The 19,972-nt window shown below is 61.0% G+C and carries 18 protein-coding genes; 4 read left to right on the plus strand and 14 right to left on the minus strand.

Going from position 1 to position 19,972, the window contains the following annotated elements:
- Positions 1-137 precede the first annotated feature (137 nt).
- The 8 genes from JOE39_RS17330 to bioB all read right to left on the minus strand — a co-directional run bounded on the left by JOE39_RS17330 (position 138) and on the right by bioB (position 9,153).
- Positions 138-1,436, minus strand: coding sequence for a GGDEF domain-containing protein (locus tag JOE39_RS17330; RefSeq protein ID WP_003422647.1), 1,299 nt, complete (start codon positions 1,434-1,436; stop codon positions 138-140).
- A 584-nt stretch (positions 1,437-2,020) separates the two neighbouring features.
- A complete protein-coding gene (locus JOE39_RS17335) occupies positions 2,021-3,826 on the minus strand; it encodes a phenylacyl-CoA dehydrogenase (protein ID WP_046266863.1) in 1,806 nt (601 codons plus the stop codon).
- 332 nt (positions 3,827-4,158) lie between these two features.
- Positions 4,159-4,455, minus strand: coding sequence for a hypothetical protein (locus JOE39_RS17340; RefSeq protein WP_003316196.1), 297 nt, complete (start codon positions 4,453-4,455; stop codon positions 4,159-4,161).
- Between the two features lie 152 nt (positions 4,456-4,607).
- Positions 4,608-5,288 carry a dethiobiotin synthase gene (gene bioD, locus JOE39_RS17345; RefSeq protein WP_003341245.1) on the minus strand — a complete coding sequence of 227 codons (681 nt, stop codon included), beginning with the start codon at positions 5,286-5,288 and terminating at the stop codon, positions 4,608-4,610.
- A gap of 25 nt (positions 5,289-5,313) precedes the next feature.
- On the minus strand, positions 5,314-6,123 hold the full coding sequence (gene bioC / locus JOE39_RS17350) for a malonyl-ACP O-methyltransferase BioC (RefSeq protein WP_210078544.1): 810 nt from the start codon (positions 6,121-6,123) through the stop codon (positions 5,314-5,316).
- Positions 6,116-6,847, minus strand: coding sequence for an alpha/beta fold hydrolase (locus JOE39_RS17355; protein ID WP_210078543.1), 732 nt, complete (start codon positions 6,845-6,847; stop codon positions 6,116-6,118). Before JOE39_RS17355 ends, bioC begins: the two co-directional genes overlap by 8 nt.
- On the minus strand, positions 6,840-8,030 hold the full coding sequence (gene bioF / locus JOE39_RS17360) for an 8-amino-7-oxononanoate synthase (protein ID WP_210078542.1): 1,191 nt from the start codon (positions 8,028-8,030) through the stop codon (positions 6,840-6,842). Before bioF ends, JOE39_RS17355 begins: the two co-directional genes overlap by 8 nt.
- A 64-nt stretch (positions 8,031-8,094) precedes the next feature.
- Positions 8,095-9,153: a biotin synthase BioB gene (gene bioB / locus JOE39_RS17365; RefSeq protein WP_003316190.1), complete on the minus strand. Its 1,059-nt coding sequence runs from the start codon at positions 9,151-9,153 to the stop codon at positions 8,095-8,097.
- A gap of 90 nt (positions 9,154-9,243) precedes the next feature.
- Here bioB and JOE39_RS17370 point away from each other — a divergent pair, with 90 nt between their 5' ends.
- The 3 genes from JOE39_RS17370 (at position 9,244) to JOE39_RS17380 (ending at position 12,880) form a co-directional block, all read left to right on the plus strand.
- Positions 9,244-9,978: a ComF family protein gene (locus JOE39_RS17370; RefSeq protein ID WP_057407269.1), complete on the plus strand. Its 735-nt coding sequence runs from the start codon at positions 9,244-9,246 to the stop codon at positions 9,976-9,978.
- A gap of 139 nt (positions 9,979-10,117) precedes the next feature.
- On the plus strand, positions 10,118-10,882 hold the full coding sequence (locus JOE39_RS17375; RefSeq protein WP_134942626.1) for a TOBE domain-containing protein: 765 nt from the start codon (positions 10,118-10,120) through the stop codon (positions 10,880-10,882).
- 81 nt (positions 10,883-10,963) lie between these two features.
- On the plus strand, positions 10,964-12,880 hold the full coding sequence (locus tag JOE39_RS17380) for a PhoX family phosphatase (protein ID WP_024662215.1): 1,917 nt from the start codon (positions 10,964-10,966) through the stop codon (positions 12,878-12,880).
- Between the two features lie 268 nt (positions 12,881-13,148).
- Here JOE39_RS17380 and JOE39_RS17385 read toward each other — a convergent pair whose 3' ends face one another.
- Genes JOE39_RS17385 through JOE39_RS17410 form a run of 6 tightly spaced genes read right to left on the minus strand, consistent with a single transcriptional unit; the run spans position 13,149 to position 18,700 of the window.
- A complete protein-coding gene (locus JOE39_RS17385; protein ID WP_024684126.1) occupies positions 13,149-13,982 on the minus strand; it encodes a phosphodiesterase in 834 nt (277 codons plus the stop codon).
- Positions 13,983-14,007: 25 nt separating this feature from the next.
- A complete protein-coding gene (locus JOE39_RS17390; protein WP_004415692.1) occupies positions 14,008-15,039 on the minus strand; it encodes an ABC transporter ATP-binding protein in 1,032 nt (343 codons plus the stop codon).
- The gene (locus JOE39_RS17395; RefSeq protein ID WP_003316181.1) at positions 15,036-15,830 is read right to left on the minus strand and encodes an ABC transporter permease subunit; all 795 of its coding nucleotides are present in this window, start codon (positions 15,828-15,830) and stop codon (positions 15,036-15,038) included. Before JOE39_RS17395 ends, JOE39_RS17390 begins: the two co-directional genes overlap by 4 nt.
- Entirely contained in the window at positions 15,827-16,696 is an 870-nt protein-coding gene (locus JOE39_RS17400) for an ABC transporter permease (RefSeq protein ID WP_210078541.1), read from the minus strand. Before JOE39_RS17400 ends, JOE39_RS17395 begins: the two co-directional genes overlap by 4 nt.
- Positions 16,696-17,697: an ABC transporter substrate-binding protein gene (locus JOE39_RS17405; RefSeq protein WP_003341267.1), complete on the minus strand. Its 1,002-nt coding sequence runs from the start codon at positions 17,695-17,697 to the stop codon at positions 16,696-16,698. Before JOE39_RS17405 ends, JOE39_RS17400 begins: the two co-directional genes overlap by 1 nt.
- Positions 17,681-18,700 carry a substrate-binding domain-containing protein gene (locus JOE39_RS17410; RefSeq protein ID WP_024649924.1) on the minus strand — a complete coding sequence of 340 codons (1,020 nt, stop codon included), beginning with the start codon at positions 18,698-18,700 and terminating at the stop codon, positions 17,681-17,683. The genes JOE39_RS17405 and JOE39_RS17410 overlap by 17 nt, the downstream gene beginning before the upstream one ends.
- Positions 18,701-18,894: 194 nt before the next feature.
- On the opposite strand from JOE39_RS17410, the gene JOE39_RS17415 reads away from it, so the two are divergent.
- Complete coding sequence (locus JOE39_RS17415; RefSeq protein ID WP_210078540.1) at positions 18,895-19,869, plus strand: serine/threonine protein kinase; 975 nt, start codon at positions 18,895-18,897, stop codon at positions 19,867-19,869.
- The last annotated feature ends 103 nt before the right edge of the window (positions 19,870-19,972 follow it).

A 19,972-nucleotide genomic window follows, 5' to 3' on the forward strand; every position in this document is an offset into this window, starting at 1 on the left:
TGGGAAGCCGATCGATACATCCAGCGACGCAGATCAGCAGTCGAGTTCCACGAGTCTAACCGAACAACATTTCAGAGACATAGGGTCGTGTCATGACTGAATAGTCATAACAGGTCACGGGAAGTGCCAGGGTTTGATCAGGTTGCGGCTTCAGTTGTGCGCACAGCGCCGCGTCGGTTCAACTGCCCATAAGCCACCACACAATTGCGCCCGGCACCCTTGGCCGCATACAGCGCCTGGTCGGCGCTCTTGAGCACTTCTTCAGGCGTGCGATGCTCCGGCTGGCGTTCGGCAACGCCGATACTCACCGTCACCGACACGCTGCCTGCCTGCGCGCCACTGCGACGCTGCCGGCCTTGCTGATCGTCCTGGGGACGATCGTTCTTGTTGCGCAGCTGAATCTCGTAGCTGGCGATGGTCTCGCGGATAGCTTCCAGGTGCGGCATGCACTCATCGATACTCTTGGCAGCGAAAACGATGGCGAACTCCTCACCACCGTAGCGATAGGCCTTGCCGCCACCATTGGTGATTTTCGACAGCTTGCTGGCCACCAGACGCAGCACCTGATCGCCCACATCGTGGCCGTGGGTATCGTTGAATTTCTTGAAGTGATCCACGTCACTCATCGCCAGCACATAGTTGCGACCCAGACGCTGCATGCGCTCATTGAGCGCCCGACGCCCAGGTAACCCGGTTAGCTCGTCACGGAAGGCCATCTGATAGGCCTCGTGAGCGACCGCAGCGGCAATCATCAGCATCACCTGACTGCAGAGGATGTTCAGCGTGAACGGCAGGATAAAGGTTTTCGGCAATGCCCAGAACAAACCCAGCAGGCCGACAATCTGGGCCGCATGCAGCGGTCGCGGTTTTTCCAGGTATTGCCAGATCAGCACCGCGAAGGACACCAGAAACATCGCATAAGACAACTGAATCAGGCTCATCCATGCGCCATGCAGGGCAGGCCAGCGGATGTCCGCCAGCCAGACTTGCAGCTCGACCGGATAACTTTGCTCCAGTCCCACCGCCACACCTCCCAGCGCTACAAGCACCGCGAGCCGCGCGACCATGTCCTGGAACAGATGGGTTCGTTCCTCCCATGCCGCATACAGCCCGAACAGCACCGGCAGCAGCAGGCAGACCAAGTGAAAGATCACCGCCGCATCTTCGCGGACCTTGCCATGGTCACGGTAGTAATCGGTCTGAGTGTCCAGCAGGTAGTAGGCGATATACACCGTGAGCATCAGAAACAGCTCGCGCTGACGTCGATAAACAAAGCAGTACGCCCCGCCCAACAGCAGAACCAGGGTCGGAAGCACATTGAACAACGAAGTGAAGAAGACGTTCAGGTCCTTTACGTACGCAGCCGCGAGCCCCGCCACCAGCAAACCCAGTGAAGGCAGAAAATGACTCAAGCGTGCAGCTGATGGACGCAACAAAAGGGGTTATCTCCTACCCGGCATCTGGATGACTGGCTGGGCTGATGGCATTGTGCCCCTCCCCAGCAAACAATGCATCGGCAGGATCAACAAACAACTTAATTTCTGTAACGGCAGGAAGTGGGAAATGTTTATTGCGGGCGTCTAGCGCCCATGCGTTGGCATGCATTGGGCAACGCTCCGCGTCGTGCTGCAGCGCAACGTCATGCTTTGCCTGTCATCACTGCACATAAAAGCGCTTTTTTATCGCGATGTTACTGACGACGCAGATCGCGACGTAAGTGACAGGGGCTTTGGTCACTTTGGCCCCATCAAAGTGACTCGCCGAGGGGCGAAAAGGTGACCTGAGTCGAACCCAAATCCACCTGACAAAGAAAACCCCTGTGTGACGCAGAGCGTCACGAACTGCATTCCCACGCGTGCGTGAGGAACGAGAGGTGTCCTGGAGAACATCGTGACTATGCACGGGGCCTGAGCGCCTTCTCAGGTCTCGCCGGGAATTCGAATACAGCCATGCGCTAAAACGCACCCATAAAAAAACCGCCTGATCAGCGATCAGGCGGTTTTCATGACGCCAGCGAAGCTTAGTAAGCCAGGCCGAAGTCTTCTTCTTTCATGTCCATCAGGTTGGCAGCACCCGACAGAATGGTCGCCACGTGAGTACGAGTACGCGGCAGGATGCGCTGGAAGTAAAAACGCGCGGTCTGGATCTTGGCGCGATAGAACGCCTCGTCCGACGCACCGGCCGCCAGTTTCTCGGCCGCAACACGCGCCATGTCGGCCCAGAAATACGCCAGGCAGGCATAGCCGGAGAACATGATGTAATCCACCGATGCAGCACCCACTTCTTCGCGATCCTTCATCGCCGCCATGCCCACTTTTAGGGTCAGGTCGCCCCACTCCTTGTTCAGCGCAGCCAGTGGCGTCACAAACTCCTGCACAACTTCGTTGCCTTCGTTGCTCTGGCAGAACTTGTGCACGATCTTGGTGAAGCCCTTGAGCGCTTCGCCTTGGGTCATCAGCACCTTGCGGCCCAGCAGGTCGAGCGCCTGAATACCGGTGGTGCCTTCGTACAGCATCGAAATCCGGCTGTCGCGAACGTTCTGCTCCATGCCCCACTCGGCAATGAAGCCGTGGCCGCCGTAAACCTGCACGCCGTGGTTGGCAGCTTCGAAACCCACTTCCGTCATGAACGCCTTGGCGATCGGGGTCATGAACGCCAGCAATGCGTCAGCGGCTTTCTTTTGCTCCGGGTCTTCGCTGTACTTGACGATGTCGACCTGTTTGGCCGTGAAGTACACCATGGCACGCGTGCCTTCGGCGAACGCCTTCATGGTCAGCAGCATGCGACGCACATCAGGGTGAACGATGATCGGGTCAGCGGCTTTTTCCGGTGCCTTGGGACCGGTCAGCGAACGCATTTGCAGACGGTCACGGGCATATTGCAGACCACCCTGAAAGGCGACTTCGGCGTGCGCCAGACCTTGCAGTGCCGTGCCCAGACGCGCGGTGTTCATGAACGTGAACATGCAGTTCAGGCCCTTGTTGGCCGGGCCGATCAGGTAGCCGGTAGCGCCGTCGAAGTTCATCACACAGGTGGCATTGCCGTGAATGCCCATCTTGTGCTCGATGGAGCCACAATTCACCGCGTTACGCTCACCGATGCCGCCATCGGCAGCCGAGAGGAACTTGGGCACGATGAACAGCGAAATCCCTTTGGTGCCAGCCGGTGCGTCCGGCAGGCGGGCCAGCACGATGTGGACGATGTTATCGGCCATGTCGTGTTCGCCAGCAGAAATGAAGATCTTGGTGCCGGTAACCTTATAGGTCCCGTCAGCCTGAGGCTCTGCGCGGGTACGCAGCATGCCCAGGTCGGTGCCGCAATGCGACTCGGTCAGGCACATGGTGCCGGTCCATTCGCCGGATACCAGCTTGGTCAGGTACGCGTCCTGCTGCTCGGGCGTGCCGTGCTCGGAGATCGTGTTCATCGCACCGTGCGACAGGCCCGGGTACATGCCCCACGACCAGTTGGCTTCGCCGACCATCTCGCTGACCGCCAGGCCCAGCGACTCGGGCAGCCCCTGACCGCCGTGCGCGACGTCATGTGCCAGACTCGGCCAGCCGCCTTCGACAAACTGTTTGTAAGCCTGTTTGAAGCCGGTCGGCGTCTTCACGCCCGACTCGCTCCAGGTGCAACCCTCGGTATCGCCCACGCGGTTCAGTGGAGCCAGCACCTGCTCACAGAACTTGGCACCCTCTTCCAGAATGGCGTCGACCATGTCCGGAGTGGCGTCATGACAGGCTGGCAGACTCTGATAGTGCGCTTCATAGCCGAGCAGTTCATCACGAACAAAACGAATATCACGCAAGGGGGCCTTGTAGTCAGGCATAGCGATAACCTCTGCTGATGAATCCTGGAACGAATGACCGGGCGGTCGCTGGAGAGATACCCTCAAGCGCCAGACAATCTCGTATGCCTCGCGGTCAAACAGGTGTTTGAAACATACGTTTACGCCCAAACCTTGTCAATAGCGAAGCACGCACCATTCGTCCACGGCCCATGCATAAGCCACGCAGGCGTACGTCGTGCGGGGCGAGCGAAGCGTAAGCAAAAGTCTAGTGGAGGGCGAAAGCGGGTGCAGGTGAGATACAGGACAATGATGCGGAGAAATTCAGGAAGCAACGCCGTGCGCGGATGGCACGGCGGGAATTGACTCGAAAATCAGGCGTAGGTATCGATCAGCGTGCCGAGCATTTCATTGCTGGCTTTCTGCGCAGCCAGTCCGGCTGCAAACTGATCCTTTCCAGCCTCGAGTTCGACGATGTTGGACGGCAAGTCGGAACGCTGGCTGCGATCAACAGAGCGCAGGTTCTCGAGCTGAAAGTCAGAAGACTGGCTTCTGCCCGACACTTCGATATTGGAGCTGGCAATCTGGGTGGCCGCCTGATCCACACGACTTTGCCCGACCTGCATTGCGCTAAGGCCTGGGTAGAGGGTGTTGTTCATGGTGATTTGCATAAGCCGATCCTCAGTTCAAAAAACGAACACGCCCATTGAAGCAGCATTTGCCCGGAAATACTCGACAAACAGACTAATGGCACTAGGCCGCACGATAGACTGACTCTTGAAAATCCGAAACTGTCTTACCGGTCAGCGACATAGCGGCGCTGTCAGCTCAATACTTTTAAATCGAGATACTGCGCCACATTTTCGGCACTTGCCTCGTTCAAGCGCGGCACCTGCCCAAGACAAGGTGCAGGCAGACGCTCCACCAGCGTGGCGAGGTTTTCTTCAAGCCGCGAGGTGTCGGCATCCACGATGTTGGCCACCCAGCCTGCCAGGCGTAAACCGTCACGGGCAATGGCTTCAGCAGTCAGCACCGCATGATTGATACAGCCCAAGCGCACGCCCACCACCAGAATCACCGGCAGATCCAGAGCAATGGCCAGATCGGACAGCGTGCTCTGTCCGGACAGCGGCACGCGCCAACCGCCCGCCCCTTCGATCAGGGTGAAGTCGGCCTGTCTGGCGAGCATATGCCGCATGGGTTGCAGCACCGAGTCGACCGTCAACGCGACGCCAGCTTCGCGTGCTGCCAAGTGCGGAGCGATGGCCGGCTCGAAGGCCAGCGGATTGACTTCAGCGTAATCCAGCTCGACAGAACACTCGGCCAGCAACGCCAGGGCATCCGGGTTGCGCAGCCCGTGTGGCGTGACAAAACAACCGGACGCAACGGGCTTGCCGGCCGCCGTGCTCAGGCCGGACGAACGGGCGGCATGCAGCAAACCGGCAGCCACCGTGGTCTTGCCAGCGTCGGTATCGGTTCCGGTGATGAAGTAGGCGGCAGTCATCTCAGCAGTCTTTCCTGTCAGTCCATCAGTTTTTTTCAAGCACCGCGTACAGCACTTGATAGGTGGCGGGCAGTCCGGCGTCCTGGCGGAAGCCTTCATAGGCCTTAACCATGCCCATGATCCGCTCGCGCCCGGTCAGGCCATTGGGCCGTCCGGGGTTGAGATTGTGCGCACCGAGCGCCTTCAACTCGTGCGTCAGGCTGCGCACATCCGGGTAATGCAGAACCTGCGGACGAACATCGAGGCTGCGTACTTGCAGACCGCTCGCCGCGCACAGCTGGCGATAGTCATCCTCATGACGAAAACGGTTCACATGCACCCGGCCGTCCACGGCCTGCCAACTGTCGCGCAGCTCGTACAACGTGCCGACACAAAGGCTGGCAAAGGCGAATACGCCGCCTGGCTGCAATACGCGCTGAACTTCACTGAGCACGGAGGCGAAATCGGCGCACCACTGCACCGCGAGGCTGGAGAAAATCAGCCCGCAGCTCTGGTCACGCAGCGGCAGGTGCTCGGCGTCACCCGCAATGAAGTGCTGTGCGCCACCCAAGGGTCGGGCATGACGCAACATGCCTTCGGCGATATCCAGTGCAATACCTTCGCTGCCAGTGAACGTCTGCGCCAGCGCCCGGCTGAAATAGCCGGTGCCGCTGCCCAGATCCAGCCAGCGGGACGGCTTGCATTGCGCAGGCAAACGCGCCAGCAGCTCATTACCGACGTTGCGCTGCAGTTCGGCAACGCTGTCATAGCTGCCTGCCGCGCGGGAAAACGACGCGGCGACCTGACGTTTGTCAGGCAAAACAGAAGGTGGTTTGGGGATTGAAAGATCAGTCATCGCCCAGCTCGTGCAGAAAGGCGTGGATCGCGGCCGCTACCCCATGAGGGTTTTCCAGCAGGAATGCATGACTGGCCTGCTCGATCAAACCCACTTCGACATCCGGCAACAAGGCCAGCAGATCACCTGCGGCCTCGGCGGGCACGAAGGCATCCAGCCCGGCGAACAGGTGCAGTTGCGGGCCACGATAGGTTTGCAGCGCACTGCGGGTGTCGAGTTGCCGGAGTATTTTCAGGCCGTCGATCAACGCCGTTTTCGACAGGTGCGGTGCGCCGGCCTTGAGCAGCCGCGCCAGACCGCGCGGGTCCTCTGCGCCTTGCGTGCATAACAGGCTGAAGCGCTTGAGGGTCAGGTCCGGGTCATCGGCACAGCCAGCCAGAAACGCCTCGAAATCCTGCGCGCGCATCGCATTCGGCCACGCCCCTTGGGTGACGAAGCAGGCGTTGCTGGCCAGCGTCAGCAACCCGCAGCAACGGTCGCCGCGACGCGCTGCCAGTTCAGCCGCGAGCATGCCACCCAACGACCAGCCGCCCAGCCAGGCGTCGTCTGGCAGGTTGGTGTCCAGCTCGTCGAGCCAGTCTGGCAAATCGCAGCTGTCGATATCCGGCAATGGCTCGACTTCAACCCGCAGGTGCTCATCCAGCCCGCGCAACGCAGCGGCAAGCGGCTCCAGCGGCGAAACGCCAAGGCCCCAGCCTGGCAACAGAATCAGACGATCACGCATGAACAGGCTCCGAGGAGTGGCTGGCATCCAGCAGCGGGTAGCACTGCTCCAGAGTGTTCAATAATAGCTGCACGTCGGCTTCGCTGTGCGCGGCAGACAACGTCACACGAAGTCGCGCGCTGCCAGCAGGCACGGTGGGCGGGCGAATGGCGGTGACCAGCAGGCCGCGCTCACGGAGCAATTGCGAGAGGCGCAAGGCCCGACTGGCATCACCGATCATGATCGGCTGGATCGGGGTAAAGCTGTCCATCAGTTGCAGCCCGATCTGCTCGGCACCGCGCCGAAACTGCTGAATCAGCCGCGTCAGATGCTCGCGACGCCAATGCTCGGTACGCAGCAGCTGCAGGCTTTTCAAGGTGGCGCAGGCCAGTGCGGGCGGCTGGCTGGTGGTGTAAATGTAAGGCCGAGCGAACTGGATCAGGGTTTCGATCAGTTCTTCACTGCCGGCCACGAACGCCCCGGAAGTGCCGAACGACTTGCCCAGGGTGCCGACCAGCACGGGCACGTCATCCATGCTCAGGCCAAAATGCTCGATGATACCGGCGCCGTTGGCACCCAAAGGGCCGAAGCCGTGGGCATCATCCACCATCAGCCAGGCCCCTTTGGCCCTGGTCGCCCGGGCCAGCGCGGGCAGATCGGCGATGTCGCCGTCCATGCTGAACACCCCGTCGGTGACCACAAGGGTATCGCCCACGGATTTTTCCAGGCGGGCTTCCAGGCTGCTCACATCGTTGTGCAGATAGCGCGAAAACCGTGCGCCACTGAGCAGACCGGCATCCAGCAACGAAGCGTGGTTGAGACGGTCTTCCAGCACCGTATCGCCCTGCCCGACCAACGCCGTCACCGCGCCGAGGTTGGCCATGTAGCCATTGGAGAACAACAGTGCGCGCGGACGGCCGGTCAGCTCGGCCAGCGCTTCTTCCAGTTCGTGGTGTGGCGCGCTGTGGCCGATCACCAGATGCGAAGCCCCGCCGCCCACGCCCCAGCGCTCGGCACCCGCCTGCCAGGCAGCGATCACCTCGGGATGATTGGCCAGCCCCATGTAATCGTTGTTGCAGAACGCCAGCAAAGGCTGGCCGTCGACGATGATCTGCGGCCCTTGCGGACTTTGCAGCAGCGGACGCTGACGATAGAGGTGGGCGGCGCGACGGGCATCGAGGCGCGTGCGGAGATCGAAAGACATGCAGGCCCCGGTCCGGAAAATGACAATTCAAAACGGGCCGGAACAGTCCGGCCCGTTCAACGAATCAGGCAGAGGCGGCGTCGTAGAACATCGAGCTGCTTTGCTGTTCGACCAGCGCCTGTTCGATAGCGGCCTGGTGCACTTCGTCGGCATGCCCTTCGCCCGCTTCGGGCTTGATGCCCAGACGCGAGAACAGCAGCATGTCCTTGTCGGCTTGCGGGTTGGCAGTGGTCAGCAGCTTGTCGCCGTAGAAAATCGAGTTGGCCCCGGCGAAAAACGCCAGTGCCTGCATTTGCTCGTTCATCGCTTCGCGACCGGCGGACAGGCGCACGTGGGATTTCGGCATGAGAATCCGTGCCACGGCGAGCATGCGAATGAAATCGAACGGGTCGACATCTTCGGCGTTTTCCAGCGGCGTGCCGGCGACCTTGACCAACATGTTGATCGGCACCGACTCCGGGTGCTCTGGCAGGTTGGCCAGTTGAATCAGCAGACCTGCGCGGTCATCGAGGGACTCGCCCATGCCCAGAATGCCACCGGAGCAGATCTTCATCCCCGCATCGCGCACGTAGGCCAGGGTTTGCAGGCGTTCGGCGTAGGTACGGGTGGTGATGATGCTGCCGTAGAACTCCGGCGAGGTGTCGAGGTTATGGTTGTAGTAGTCCAGCCCGGCAGTGGCCAGCGCTTCGGTCTGTTCCTGATCGAGGCGGCCCAGGGTCATGCAGGTTTCCATGCCCATGGCTTTCACGCCTTTGACCATCTCCAGCACGTAAGGCATGTCCTTGGCGGAGGGGTGTTTCCAGGCCGCGCCCATGCAGAAGCGGGTCGAACCAATGGCCTTGGCACGCGCGGCTTCTTCAAGCACCTTCTGCACTTCCAGCAGTTTTTCTTTCTCAAGACCGGTGTTGTAGTGGCCGGACTGCGGACAGTACTTGCAGTCTTCCGGGCAGGCGCCGGTCTTGATCGACAGCAGCGTGGAGACTTGCACGCGGTTGGCGTCGAAATGAGCGCGGTGCACCGTTTGCGCCTGAAACAGCAGGTCATTGAATGGCTGTACGAACAGCGCCCTGACCTCGGCTAAAGTCCAGTCGTGACGCAAAGTGGCGGTGGTGCTGGCGCTCATCGGGCGGCTCCTTGGTGTTTCTGGGCAATGCGCGAGGGCGGGAAAGACCCCAAGCGCTACACGGATGTCGGGCATATTTAAGGAAGAGCCATGCGCTGTCAACCCAGCTACCCGCACGAGGTTTACATCTGGTTAAAAAACAAACAATCGTGTTTGTTATGTGATGAACGCAGTGAGGTGCCCACGCCTATCTGCGTGCCGTGCGAAGCAGAGCTGCCGTGGCTGGGCAACGCTTGTGTGTGCTGTGCGCTACCGTTACCCCGTTCAGGCATGAGCTGCGCGCAATGCTGCAAACAACCGCCTGGCTTTACTCAGGTCATCGCGCCCTGGCTGTACGATTTCCCGGTCGACGGTTTGATCACCCGCTTTAAACATAACGGTAAATGGCCCATGGGACGACTGCTGGCGGAACTGTGCGCGCACTATCTGCAGCACCGTTTCGAGGAAGACCTGCCACGTCCCGACTGCCTCATTCCGGTGCCGCTGGCCATCAAACGCTTACGCCAGCGCGGCTACAACCAGGCGGCAATGCTGGCCGGCTGGCTGGGTAAACAGCTGCAACTCCCCGTCGACGAAGAGCACGTATTGCGCAGCCGGGAAACAACCGCACAACAGGGCCTGGACGCCAAAGCCCGTAAACGCAACCTGCGCGGCGCTTTCACTCTGATTGATCCCGATTGGGTACAAGGCAGGCATCTGGCGCTGGTCGATGACGTGCTCACCACGGGCTCGACAGCCGACGTCATTGCACGTCTATTGAGCAACGCCGGTGCGCGGCGGGTCGACGTGTATTGCCTGGCACGAACGCCAAAGCCGGGTGACTAATGGCCCCTGCGCGCCTGCTTTAAATTCGTTCCCACGCTCCAGCGTGGTAATGCCTTTCGGGACGCTCCGCGTCCGGTTTTCGACGTCATGCACGTGAGCGATCATACTGCCCTCTCCCACTCGACCGCTCCGGATTTCCATGTCCCTCCCCACCTTGCTGACGCAACACATGGTCCGCCGCCCGCAACGCATTGCGCTGCTGCAGCATATTGCCGAACAGGGCTCGATCACCCGTGCTGCGAAAAGCGCAGGGCTGAGTTACAAGGCGGCCTGGGACGCGATCGACGAGCTGAACAATCTGGCGCAAAAACCGCTGGTAGAGCGCAGTGTCGGCGGGCGCGGCGGTGGCGGCGCGAAGTTGTCGGTCGAGGGCCAGCGAGTGCTGCGTCTCTATCAGCGCGTCCAGGCATTGCAGGCCCAGGTGCTGGAAGCCGCCGAAGACAGCAGCGATCTGGACTTGCTCAATCGCCTGACCCTGCGCACCAGCGCACGTAACCAGTTGCTGGGGCGGATCGTCAGCATCACCCGTCAGGGGCACAACGATCAGGTTCGCCTGCAATTGGCTGACGAGGTGTTTATCGAAGCGCAGGTCACCCATGACAGCACCCTGCGTCTGGAGCTGGAGAACGGCACGGAGGTGGTTGCACTGATCAAGGCCGGCTGGCTGGAACTGCACGCAGACAACGACGAAGAAACAACTGGAAACAATTGCCTGATCGGCCGAATCGACAGCGTGACCGACGCTGAAGATGGCCCAAGCGAAGTACGCATCACACTGCCCGGAGGCCAGACACTGTGCGCCTTGGCGACACCTGAGCACCTGCATGCACAGCAGCTGAAAACCGGCGCAACGGTGCAGGCAAGATTCGCAGCTTCACTGGTGTTGCTGGGCACACCGCTGTAAGCGCTGGCAAGTCATCACCGCGACACATTTTCGTCATATGCGCGCACTAAGGTGGCTGCCATATTCGAGGGAGCCGTGATGATGAAACTATTAGAAGAAAACCAAACCACCGATCTGGAAAACATGGTCGGCGCAGACAAGGTCGGCCTCACCCGCCGCGGTTTCATCAGCGCGGGCGCATTGTGCGGCGCGGCGATGTTCCTCGGCGGCAACCTGCTCAGCCGCACCGTCCTGGCGGACAGCGTCAGCGCGGCGTCTGGCAGATTGCTCGGTTTCCAGAGCATCCCTGCTGCCACCGCCGACAGCATCAGCCTGCCGGCAGGTTACAGATCCTCGGTACTGATCAGTTGGGGCCAGCCTCTGCGCGCGGGCGGTCCGGCGTTCGACCCGAGTGGCAAGGGTACTGCCCAGGCTCAGGAGGTGCAGTTCGGCGACAACAACGACGGCATGTGTCTGTTCCCGATGCGGGGTCGCAAAGACCGTGCTTTGCTGGCGATCAACAACGAATACACCAACTACCGCTACCTCTTCGAGCATGGCAAGGAGCCGCAATCGGCCGAAGAAGTACGCAAGGCACTCGCCGCAGAAGGCGTGTCAGTGATCGAGGTACAGCAGAAAAACGGCAAATGGCAGTTCGTGCAGGACTCGCGTTACAACCGTCGCGTGCATGGCAATACGCCGATCAGGCTGAGTGGCCCGGCGGCCGGTCACGACTGGCTCAAGACTGACGCCGACAAGACCGGCACCCGCGTTCTGGGGACTTTCCAGAACTGCTCCAGCGGCCAGACGCCGTGGGGCACGTACCTGACCTGTGAAGAGAACTTCACCGATTGCTTCGGCAGCAGCAACGCGGAGCAGACATTCGATGCGGGCATGAAGCGCTACGGCGTCGTGGCTGCCAGCAAAGAGATCAACTGGCACCCGCACGACCCGCGCTTCGACGTGGCGAAAAACCCCAACGAGGTCAATCGTCATGGCTGGGTGGTCGAGATCGATCCGTTCGACCCTGAATCGACGCCGGTCAAGCGCACGGCGCTCGGGCGTTTCAAGCACGAAAACGCCGCCTTCACGCAAACCAGGGACGGGCGCGCAGTGGTGTACATGGGCGACGACGAGCGTGGCGAGTTCATCTACAAGTTCATCAGCCGCGACCGGATCGATCGCAAGAACCCGAAAGCCAATCGCGACCTGCTGGACCACGGCACCTTGTACGTGGCGCAATTCGACGCTGGCAACGGCAACCCGGATCATCCAAAGGGCAATGGCCAGTGGATCGAACTGAAACACGGCAAGAACGGCCTCGATGCCGCTGCTGGTTTCAATAATCAGGCTGAAGTGTTGATTCATGCGCGCCTGGCCGCCAGTGTGGTCAAGGCCACGCGCATGGACCGCCCGGAATGGATCGTGGTCAGCCCCAAGGATGGCCAGGTGTATTGCACGCTGACCAACAACAGCAAGCGCGGCGAAGAAGGTCAACCTGTCGGCGGGCCGAATCCACGCGCCAAGAACCAGTACGGGCAGATCCTGCGCTGGCGCGAAGGCGGCAACAATGCGTCGGCGATGGCGTTCGAGTGGGACCTGTTTGTGGTCGCGGGCAACCCGACTGTGCACGCCGGCACGCCACAGGCCGGGTCGAGCAACATCAACGCGCAGAATATGTTCAACAGCCCGGACGGCCTGAGTTTCGATCGGTCGGGTCGGCTGTGGATTCAGACCGACGGCGATTCCAGCAACAAGGGCGACTTCGCTGGCATGGGCAACAACCAGATGCTCTGCGCCGACCCTGCCAGCGGCGAGATCCGCCGTTTTCTGGTCGGCCCGGTCGGTTGCGAAATCACCGGTATCAGCTTTGCGCCTGACTACCGGACGATGTTTATCGGCATCCAGCATCCTGGTGAGAACGGCGGCTCTACCTTCCCCGAGCATTTGCCCAACGGCAAACCGCGCTCATCGGTAATGGTCATCACCCGGGAAGATGGCGGCGTTATCGGCGCCTGATCGGCAATCAGGAAGAGGACGCAGATCGCTCATCGTTATATAAAGGTCTGCTATTGATTCTGGCCGGAGGCCGTGGGAGCGAACTTGTTCGCGAAGAGGGCTGTATGATCGTCGAAAATGCATCGACTGAAACACCGTCTTCGTGAGCAAGCTCACTCCCACAAGGATCTTTACTCCGCCTGATACTGGGCGTCGAGCCCCGCTTTCCGGGCTCATCAAGACTCGAGCATCACGCCGGGCGCAGAGCGTGGGAGCGATGAGTAATCAATTAATCAATCAACCCGTTCACATCGTAGAACGGGTACGGCCCTTCATAGTCGCCGAACACGGCGTTATGGCTGACAAACCCCTGCTCCGAATGCCAGCGGTGCAGCACGTAGCCTGCCGGTTCCAGATTGAAATGCGCAGGCGCGGCTTCGTCGAGGTCGAGGACAATCTGATGTGAGGTGCCAGGGCAGATGCTTGCCAGGCTGCCTCCGAAACGTCGTTGCATCGGTCGATGCAAATGTCCGCACAGCAAACGCTCCACTTGCGGATGCTGGGCGATCACGCGCTCAAGCGCCGACGCGTTGCCGAAGGGTTCGCGGTCCATGTGCCCTATGCCGGTAATGAACGGCGGATGGTGCATGACGATCACGGTCGGCACGTAAGGACGACGGGACAGCTGCGCGTGCAACCAGTCCAGCTGACAGTAATCCAGTTGCCCGCCATGCTCGCCGGGAATGGTCGTGTCCATGCCGATCAGGCGCACCGGGTATTTCTCCACCACCCAGTCCAGAGGTCCGCTGGCCGACAACGGCAGGTACACCTGCTCGGCAAACGCAGCCAGCAGCTTGTGTCGATCGTCATGATTGCCGGGCACCAGATAAAACGGCATCTGCAGACGTTCCAGCTCTGGCTTGAGTACGGCGTATTCGTCTTCGCGACCGAAGTCCACCAGGTCACCGCTGATCACCACGATGTCGGGGCGCTGCTTGCTGGCATTGATGTGCGCGACAGCGCGGCGCAACGCACCCAGAGTGTCGACCACGCCATAAGTCAGGCGGCCGTCGGCTTTGAGGTGCAGGTCACTGATCTGAGCAATGAGAAACGAACGATTCAAAATAATCTCTCTACGAAAAACGAGTTCACGAATGCAGGGTAAACAGCACTTGCGGGTCGACACTCAAGGCAATGACTGCGTTGGCGGCGTAAATCACGTTGTCGGTGCTGTCCACCAGCAGCGGCTGCGGGCCACCGACATCGACCAGCAAGCGACTTTGCGCGCCCTGAAAAAACTGCCCGACCAGACGCCCATGAAGATGGCCGTTTCCTGACATCAAACGCAGGTGCTCGGGGCGGCAGTAGACCGTGCCCGGTACGTCAGGCCCGTGCCACGGCAGCTCGCCACCGCTCACCTTGAGGCCTGACGGGGTGCGCTCGACCACGCTGAACGCGTTCAGATTGCCGACAAACCCGGCGACGAACGCATTGGCAGGTTGTTGATAGATTTCCCTCGGCGTCGCCAATTGCGAGACGCAGCCTTTTTCCATGACCAGAATCCGGTCGCCCAGAGCCATTGCCTCGCCCTGATCGTGGGTGACGAACACCGAGGTGATGCCCAGCCCACGCAGCAACTGGTCCAGCTCACTGCGCAAGCGCTCGCGCAACTGCGCGTCCAGTGCCGCCAGCGGTTCGTCGAGCAACAGCACCCTAGGACGCGGCGCCAGCGCACGGGCCAGAGCGACCCGTTGGCGCTGCCCGCCAGACAGTTCGTTGACGCGGCGATTGCCGTGGCCGGTCAAACCGACCAGTTCCAGCAACTCATCGCAACGCTTGTTGCGCTCGGCAGCCGACAGACCACGAATCTTCAGGCCGTAAACGATATTGCCGGCCACATCGAGGTTGGGAAACAACGCGTAGTTCTGAAACACCATGCCCACGTCGCGCCGCTCGATGGGCAGCCGTGTCACGTCCTGATCATCGAACAGCACCTGGCCGACGTCCGGACGTTCAAGCCCGGCAATCAGCCGCAAGGTGGTGGTCTTGCCGCAACCGGACGGACCGAGAATCGCCAGCGTTTCGCCGGGCTCGATGGTCAGGTGCAGATCCTTTACAGCAACGGTGCCGTCGGCAAATGCCTTGCGGCAGCCTTTCAGGCGAATGGTGGTTCCGCTCATCGGCTCTCTCCACGGGCAAGACGCGCGCTGATGGCCTGCAACGCAATCAGCAGCGGCACAATCAGCAACAGAAAAAGAAGGGTGTAGGCACTGGCGACTTCCAGTCGCGCCGAGGCGTAACTATCGGCCAGACCGACCGGCAGGGTTTTGGTCATCGGCGTGTGCAGCATCCAGGTCAGGTTGAATTCGCCCAGCGACAGGGTCACAACCATCAGCACACCGGCAAGAATCCCGGCTCGGCAGTTAGGCACCACCACACTGAAGAAACGCTTGATCGGCCCGGCGCCCAGACTGGCGGCCGCCTCTTCAAGCACCGGCAGTTGCTGACGCTGCATCACCGCCATGACCGGACGCACCAGGAACGGCAGGGTGAACAACACGTGGCCGACCAGAATGAACAACCAGCTGCTGCGAAAGCCGCCGAACTGGCCGTAGGTCAGGAGTAACGCGAGGGCGCTGGCCAGACCGGGCATGGCGACGGGCAAGACCATCAATTCCTCGAAGGCCCGGCTGAAGCGATTGTTCATGCGCACCAGTGCATACGCAGCCGGAACCCCTACCAGGCACACGCAGATTGCGCAGGCCACGGCCAGTTGCAACGACAGCCAGACGGTGGGTGAATAGGCCTGCCAGACCTGCACCAGCCAGTCGAAGGTCAGACCGCTCGACAGACCGAGAAAATAATTGCGCGTCAGGCCGGCCAGCAGCGACAGCACCACAGGCACCAGCATGAACGCACAGACCAACAGGGTGAACGCCAGTTGCGCCACGAACAACGGTGAACGTTTCACAGGACAACTCCCGATTTACCGACCATACGACGCGCCAGCAACAGCACTGCCCACGTCACCAGCCCGAGGATGACTGACAGCGCAGCGGCCACGGTGAAGTTGGCGTAATTGGTGAACACGTTGTAGATCGCTACCGGCGTGACGTTCAGGCGCGTGCCCAGGGTAAAGGCCGTGCCGAAGGCGCCCATCGACGTGGCGAAGCAGATCGCGCCGCAGGACACCAGCGCGGGCGCCAGCCCCGGAATGATCACATCGCACACCACCCGCCAATGACCGGCACCCAGCGAATGCGCAGCTTCTTCAAGGCTGCGGTCCAGGCTTTCGCAAGCGGCCATGACTGTCAGAATCACGCGCGGAATCGAGAAATACAGATAGCCGATGAACAGCCCGGTCAGCGAATAGGCGAACACCCAGCGCTCGCCCGCCAGGTGCAGCCCGAGCGCGGCGAAGATGCCCTGTCGACCGGCCAGCAGAATCACCAGAAAGCCGACCACCACACCGGGAAACGCCAGCGGGAAGGTCAGCAAGGCCACCAGCGCAGAGCGTCCGAAAAAGTGGTTGCGGGCCAGAAACACACCGCTGATGCCGCCGACCAGCAACGCCGCGAGCGTTACCACCAGCGCCAGCAGGCAGGTTTGCAGCAGACTGCCGAGGTACTGAGCACTGCTCAGGACCTGCCAGTAAGCGCTGCCATTGCCATCAGATCCTTGCGTACCGAGCATGATCAGGTGGGTCAGCGGCAGCAGCCAGAATGCCAGCAATACGGCCATCGCCGGGGCCAACGCCACCGCAGCGGTCGGGCGCAGCCGCAGCCTGAAAAATCCGCCCTTGCGCAGAGGCAGCGCTTGTTCCGGCGAGGCCGACATTACTTCACCTCACGCAGATAACGGGCAGCGAAAGCTTCCTGAACCGCGGCCATGTGCTGGTAGTCCACCACACCGGAGCGGGCGTAATCGCTGTCCGGCAGGAACTGTGCAGCCACTTCCGCAGGCATTTTCGAGCGCACTGGACGCAGATAGGCCTTGGCCCACAGCGCCTGCCCTTCGTCGGACAATACGAAGTCCAGCACCTTCTCGGCGTTGGCACGATGCGGCGCCTTGGCCACCAGGCTCATCACGTACGGAACGCCGATGGTGCCTTCCTTGGGAATCACGAAGGCGACGTTGGCCTTGTCCTTGTAGCGAGCGCGATAGGCGTTGAAGTCATAGTCGACCAGAATCGGCAGCTCGCCGGACAGCACGCGTGCATAGGCGGTTTGCTTGGGCACGATGGGCGAGTTTTTCGCCAGTTTCTGGAAGTAGTCGATGGCCGGACCGAAGTTGTCCAGCGTGCCGCCCATGGCTTGGTTGATCGCCACGGCGGACACGTAACCGACGAACGCGCTGGACGGGTCGAGGTAACCGACCATGCCCTTGTACTCGGGCTTGAGCAGATCCGCCCAGCTTTGCGGCACCGGCAGACCGCCCAGTGCGTCGACGTTGACCATGATGCCGAGGGTCCCGGAGTGAATGGCGAACCAGTGCCCTTCGGGGTCCTTAAGACCTGCCGGAATCTCGTCCCAGTGCTTGGGTTTGTAGGTGTCGACCACGCCGGCCTTCTGCGCCTGCAAGCCGAATGTCACGCCGTAATAGACCACGTCAGCGACTGGTGCGGCTTGCTCGGCAACGATCTGCGCCAGCGCCTGGCCGGAGTTCTTGTTGTCCAGCGGCACCTGCACACCGGTGCTGTCGGCAATTGCCTTGAGCTGCGTTCCCCAGTCGGCCCATTCGGGCGGGCAGTTGTAGCAGATGGCGGTTTCGGCGGCCTGGGCGAGGCTGGCCGCACCGCATAACAGCAGTGCCGCGAGGGTTTTACTGAGGCTGAGCATGAAGCATCTCCTGGTAGGGCTGGGTGCTTTCGCCGGGCCGGATGTGGCACGGCAGACAATGAGAAACAGGTACTGCGCCAGCAATCCGTGCCAGTAATTGGTCGATGACGATGTGCGCCAGCTCGGCGATGGGCTGAACCACGCTGCACAAGGTCGGGTGCATCTGCGTGCCGAGGGCGATACCGTCGAAGCCGATCACCGACAGGCGCTCGGGAACGCCCCAGCCGTTGCGGCGCAATTCGGCAATCAGGCTGATGGCCAGCAGATCGTTGGAACAGACCAGCGCGCTGGGCGCGTCCGGCCCACGTAGCAGCGGTTCGAGTGCAGCGAAATCGGCGCTTGTATGAGCAGGCATTTCAATCACCGGACGAGCTTCAAGCCCACACTCGGCCATGGCGTCGCGATAACCTTCATAACGCAGTCGGGCGCGGTCGGACTGCATGGCCGGGCCTGCGACCATGGCGACTCGCTGATGGCCTGCATCGATCAGGTATCGAGTAGCCAGCGCCATCCCCGCGCGGTTATCCACAGACACCGAGCTGTAATCCGGATTGTCGGTCTGGTGATAGGCCAGCACGAACGGGGTGTCTTCACTGATCAGGTCTTGCAGCACTCGGTTGTGCTCGGCGTCGGTCACCGTCAGCACCAGCCCGTCGACCCGTTGACGTAACAATTCCTCAACCACGGCGCTTTCACGCTCTGCGGTGTAGTCGGTGGTTGCCAGCAGCAGGTTATAACCCCGCGCCCGAGCCGCCCGCTCCATGGCCTGAAACTGCTCGGCAAACACCGGGTTGAGCAGGTTGGGCACCACCACGCCAATCAGATTGGTGGTTTGCAGACGCAACTGGCGGCCCAGCCGGTTGGGACGAAAACCCAAGGCGCGGGCCGCGGCGAATACCCGCTCGCGGGTCTCCAAGCGCACGACGTCGGGGCTTGCGAAGGCACGTGCCGCCGTGGCTCGGGAAACCCCGGCCAGATGCGCTACCTCTTTCAGATCAGTCATTGTCACTCGCTTGAGATCGATCTCATTGACGGCGACTCTAGGCGCCGAACATGGCTATCTCGCTAACGACTCATGACTTTTTGATGACAAAAGAGAACCAAGGCAGATTAAACGGACGGGGTTTGGCGAAGCGGGACCGGTCTGCGTTACCATCAGCGTTCCGACGCGGCAACCTGCTGCGCGCAGGAGTAGTCATGGCTCACCCGTTTGCAACACTTACTCCCGATCTGGTTCTGGATGCTGTCGAAAGCATCGGTTTTCTCAGCGATGCCCGCATCCTGGCGCTCAACAGTTACGAAAACCGCGTGTATCAGGTCGGTATCGAAGACGGCCAACCGCTGATCGCCAAGTTCTATCGCCCACAGCGCTGGAGCAACGAAGCCATCCTTGAAGAGCACAGCTTCACCGCTGAACTGGTCGAGGTCGAAGTGCCGGTGGTCGCACCCATGGTGCACAACTGCGCAACCCTGTTCGAGCACGCCGGTTTTCGTTTCACGCTGTTCCCGCGTCGCGGTGGACGAGCGCCAGAGCCGGGCAACCTTGATCAGCTGTATCGCCTGGGCCAGTTATTGGGGCGTCTGCATGCCGTCGGCTCGACCAAACCGTTCGCCCACCGTGAAGCCCTGGGCGTGAAGAACTTTGGTCATGACTCGGTCAATTTTCTGTTGGAAAACGACTGCATCCCGCGCAGCCTGCTGCCGGCTTACGAGTCGGTGGCCCGCGACCTGCTCAAACGTGTCGAAGACGTTTACACAGCCACACCGCACACCAACATCCGCATGCATGGCGACTGCCACCCCGGCAACATGATGTGCCGCGACGAGATGTTCCACATCGTCGATCTGGACGATTGCCGCCTTGGCCCTGCCGTCCAGGATATCTGGATGATGCTGGCCGGCGACCGCCAGGAACGTCTGGGTCAGCTATCGGAGCTGATGGACGGCTACAACGAATTCCATGATTTCGACCCTCGCGAACTGGCCCTGATCGAACCGCTGCGGGCCCTGCGCCTGATGCACTACAGCGCCTGGCTGGCCCGTCGCTGGGATGACCCGGCCTTTCCGCACAGCTTTCCGTGGTTCGGCACGGAGCGTTACTGGGGCGACCATATCCTGGCCCTGCGCGAGCAGATGGCCGCACTGAATGAAGAGCCGTTGAAACTGTTTTGACCTGATGAGCGTGCAGAACGATAACCCCGACTATCGTGCGACGCTCTGCGTCCGATCCTGAGCAAGCGGCGCGGCACAAATGTCGAGAATCAGTCGAACCTGT

Source organism: Pseudomonas sp. PvP100, assembly GCF_017833055.1.
Lineage (GTDB): Bacteria > Pseudomonadota > Gammaproteobacteria > Pseudomonadales > Pseudomonadaceae > Aquipseudomonas > Aquipseudomonas syringae.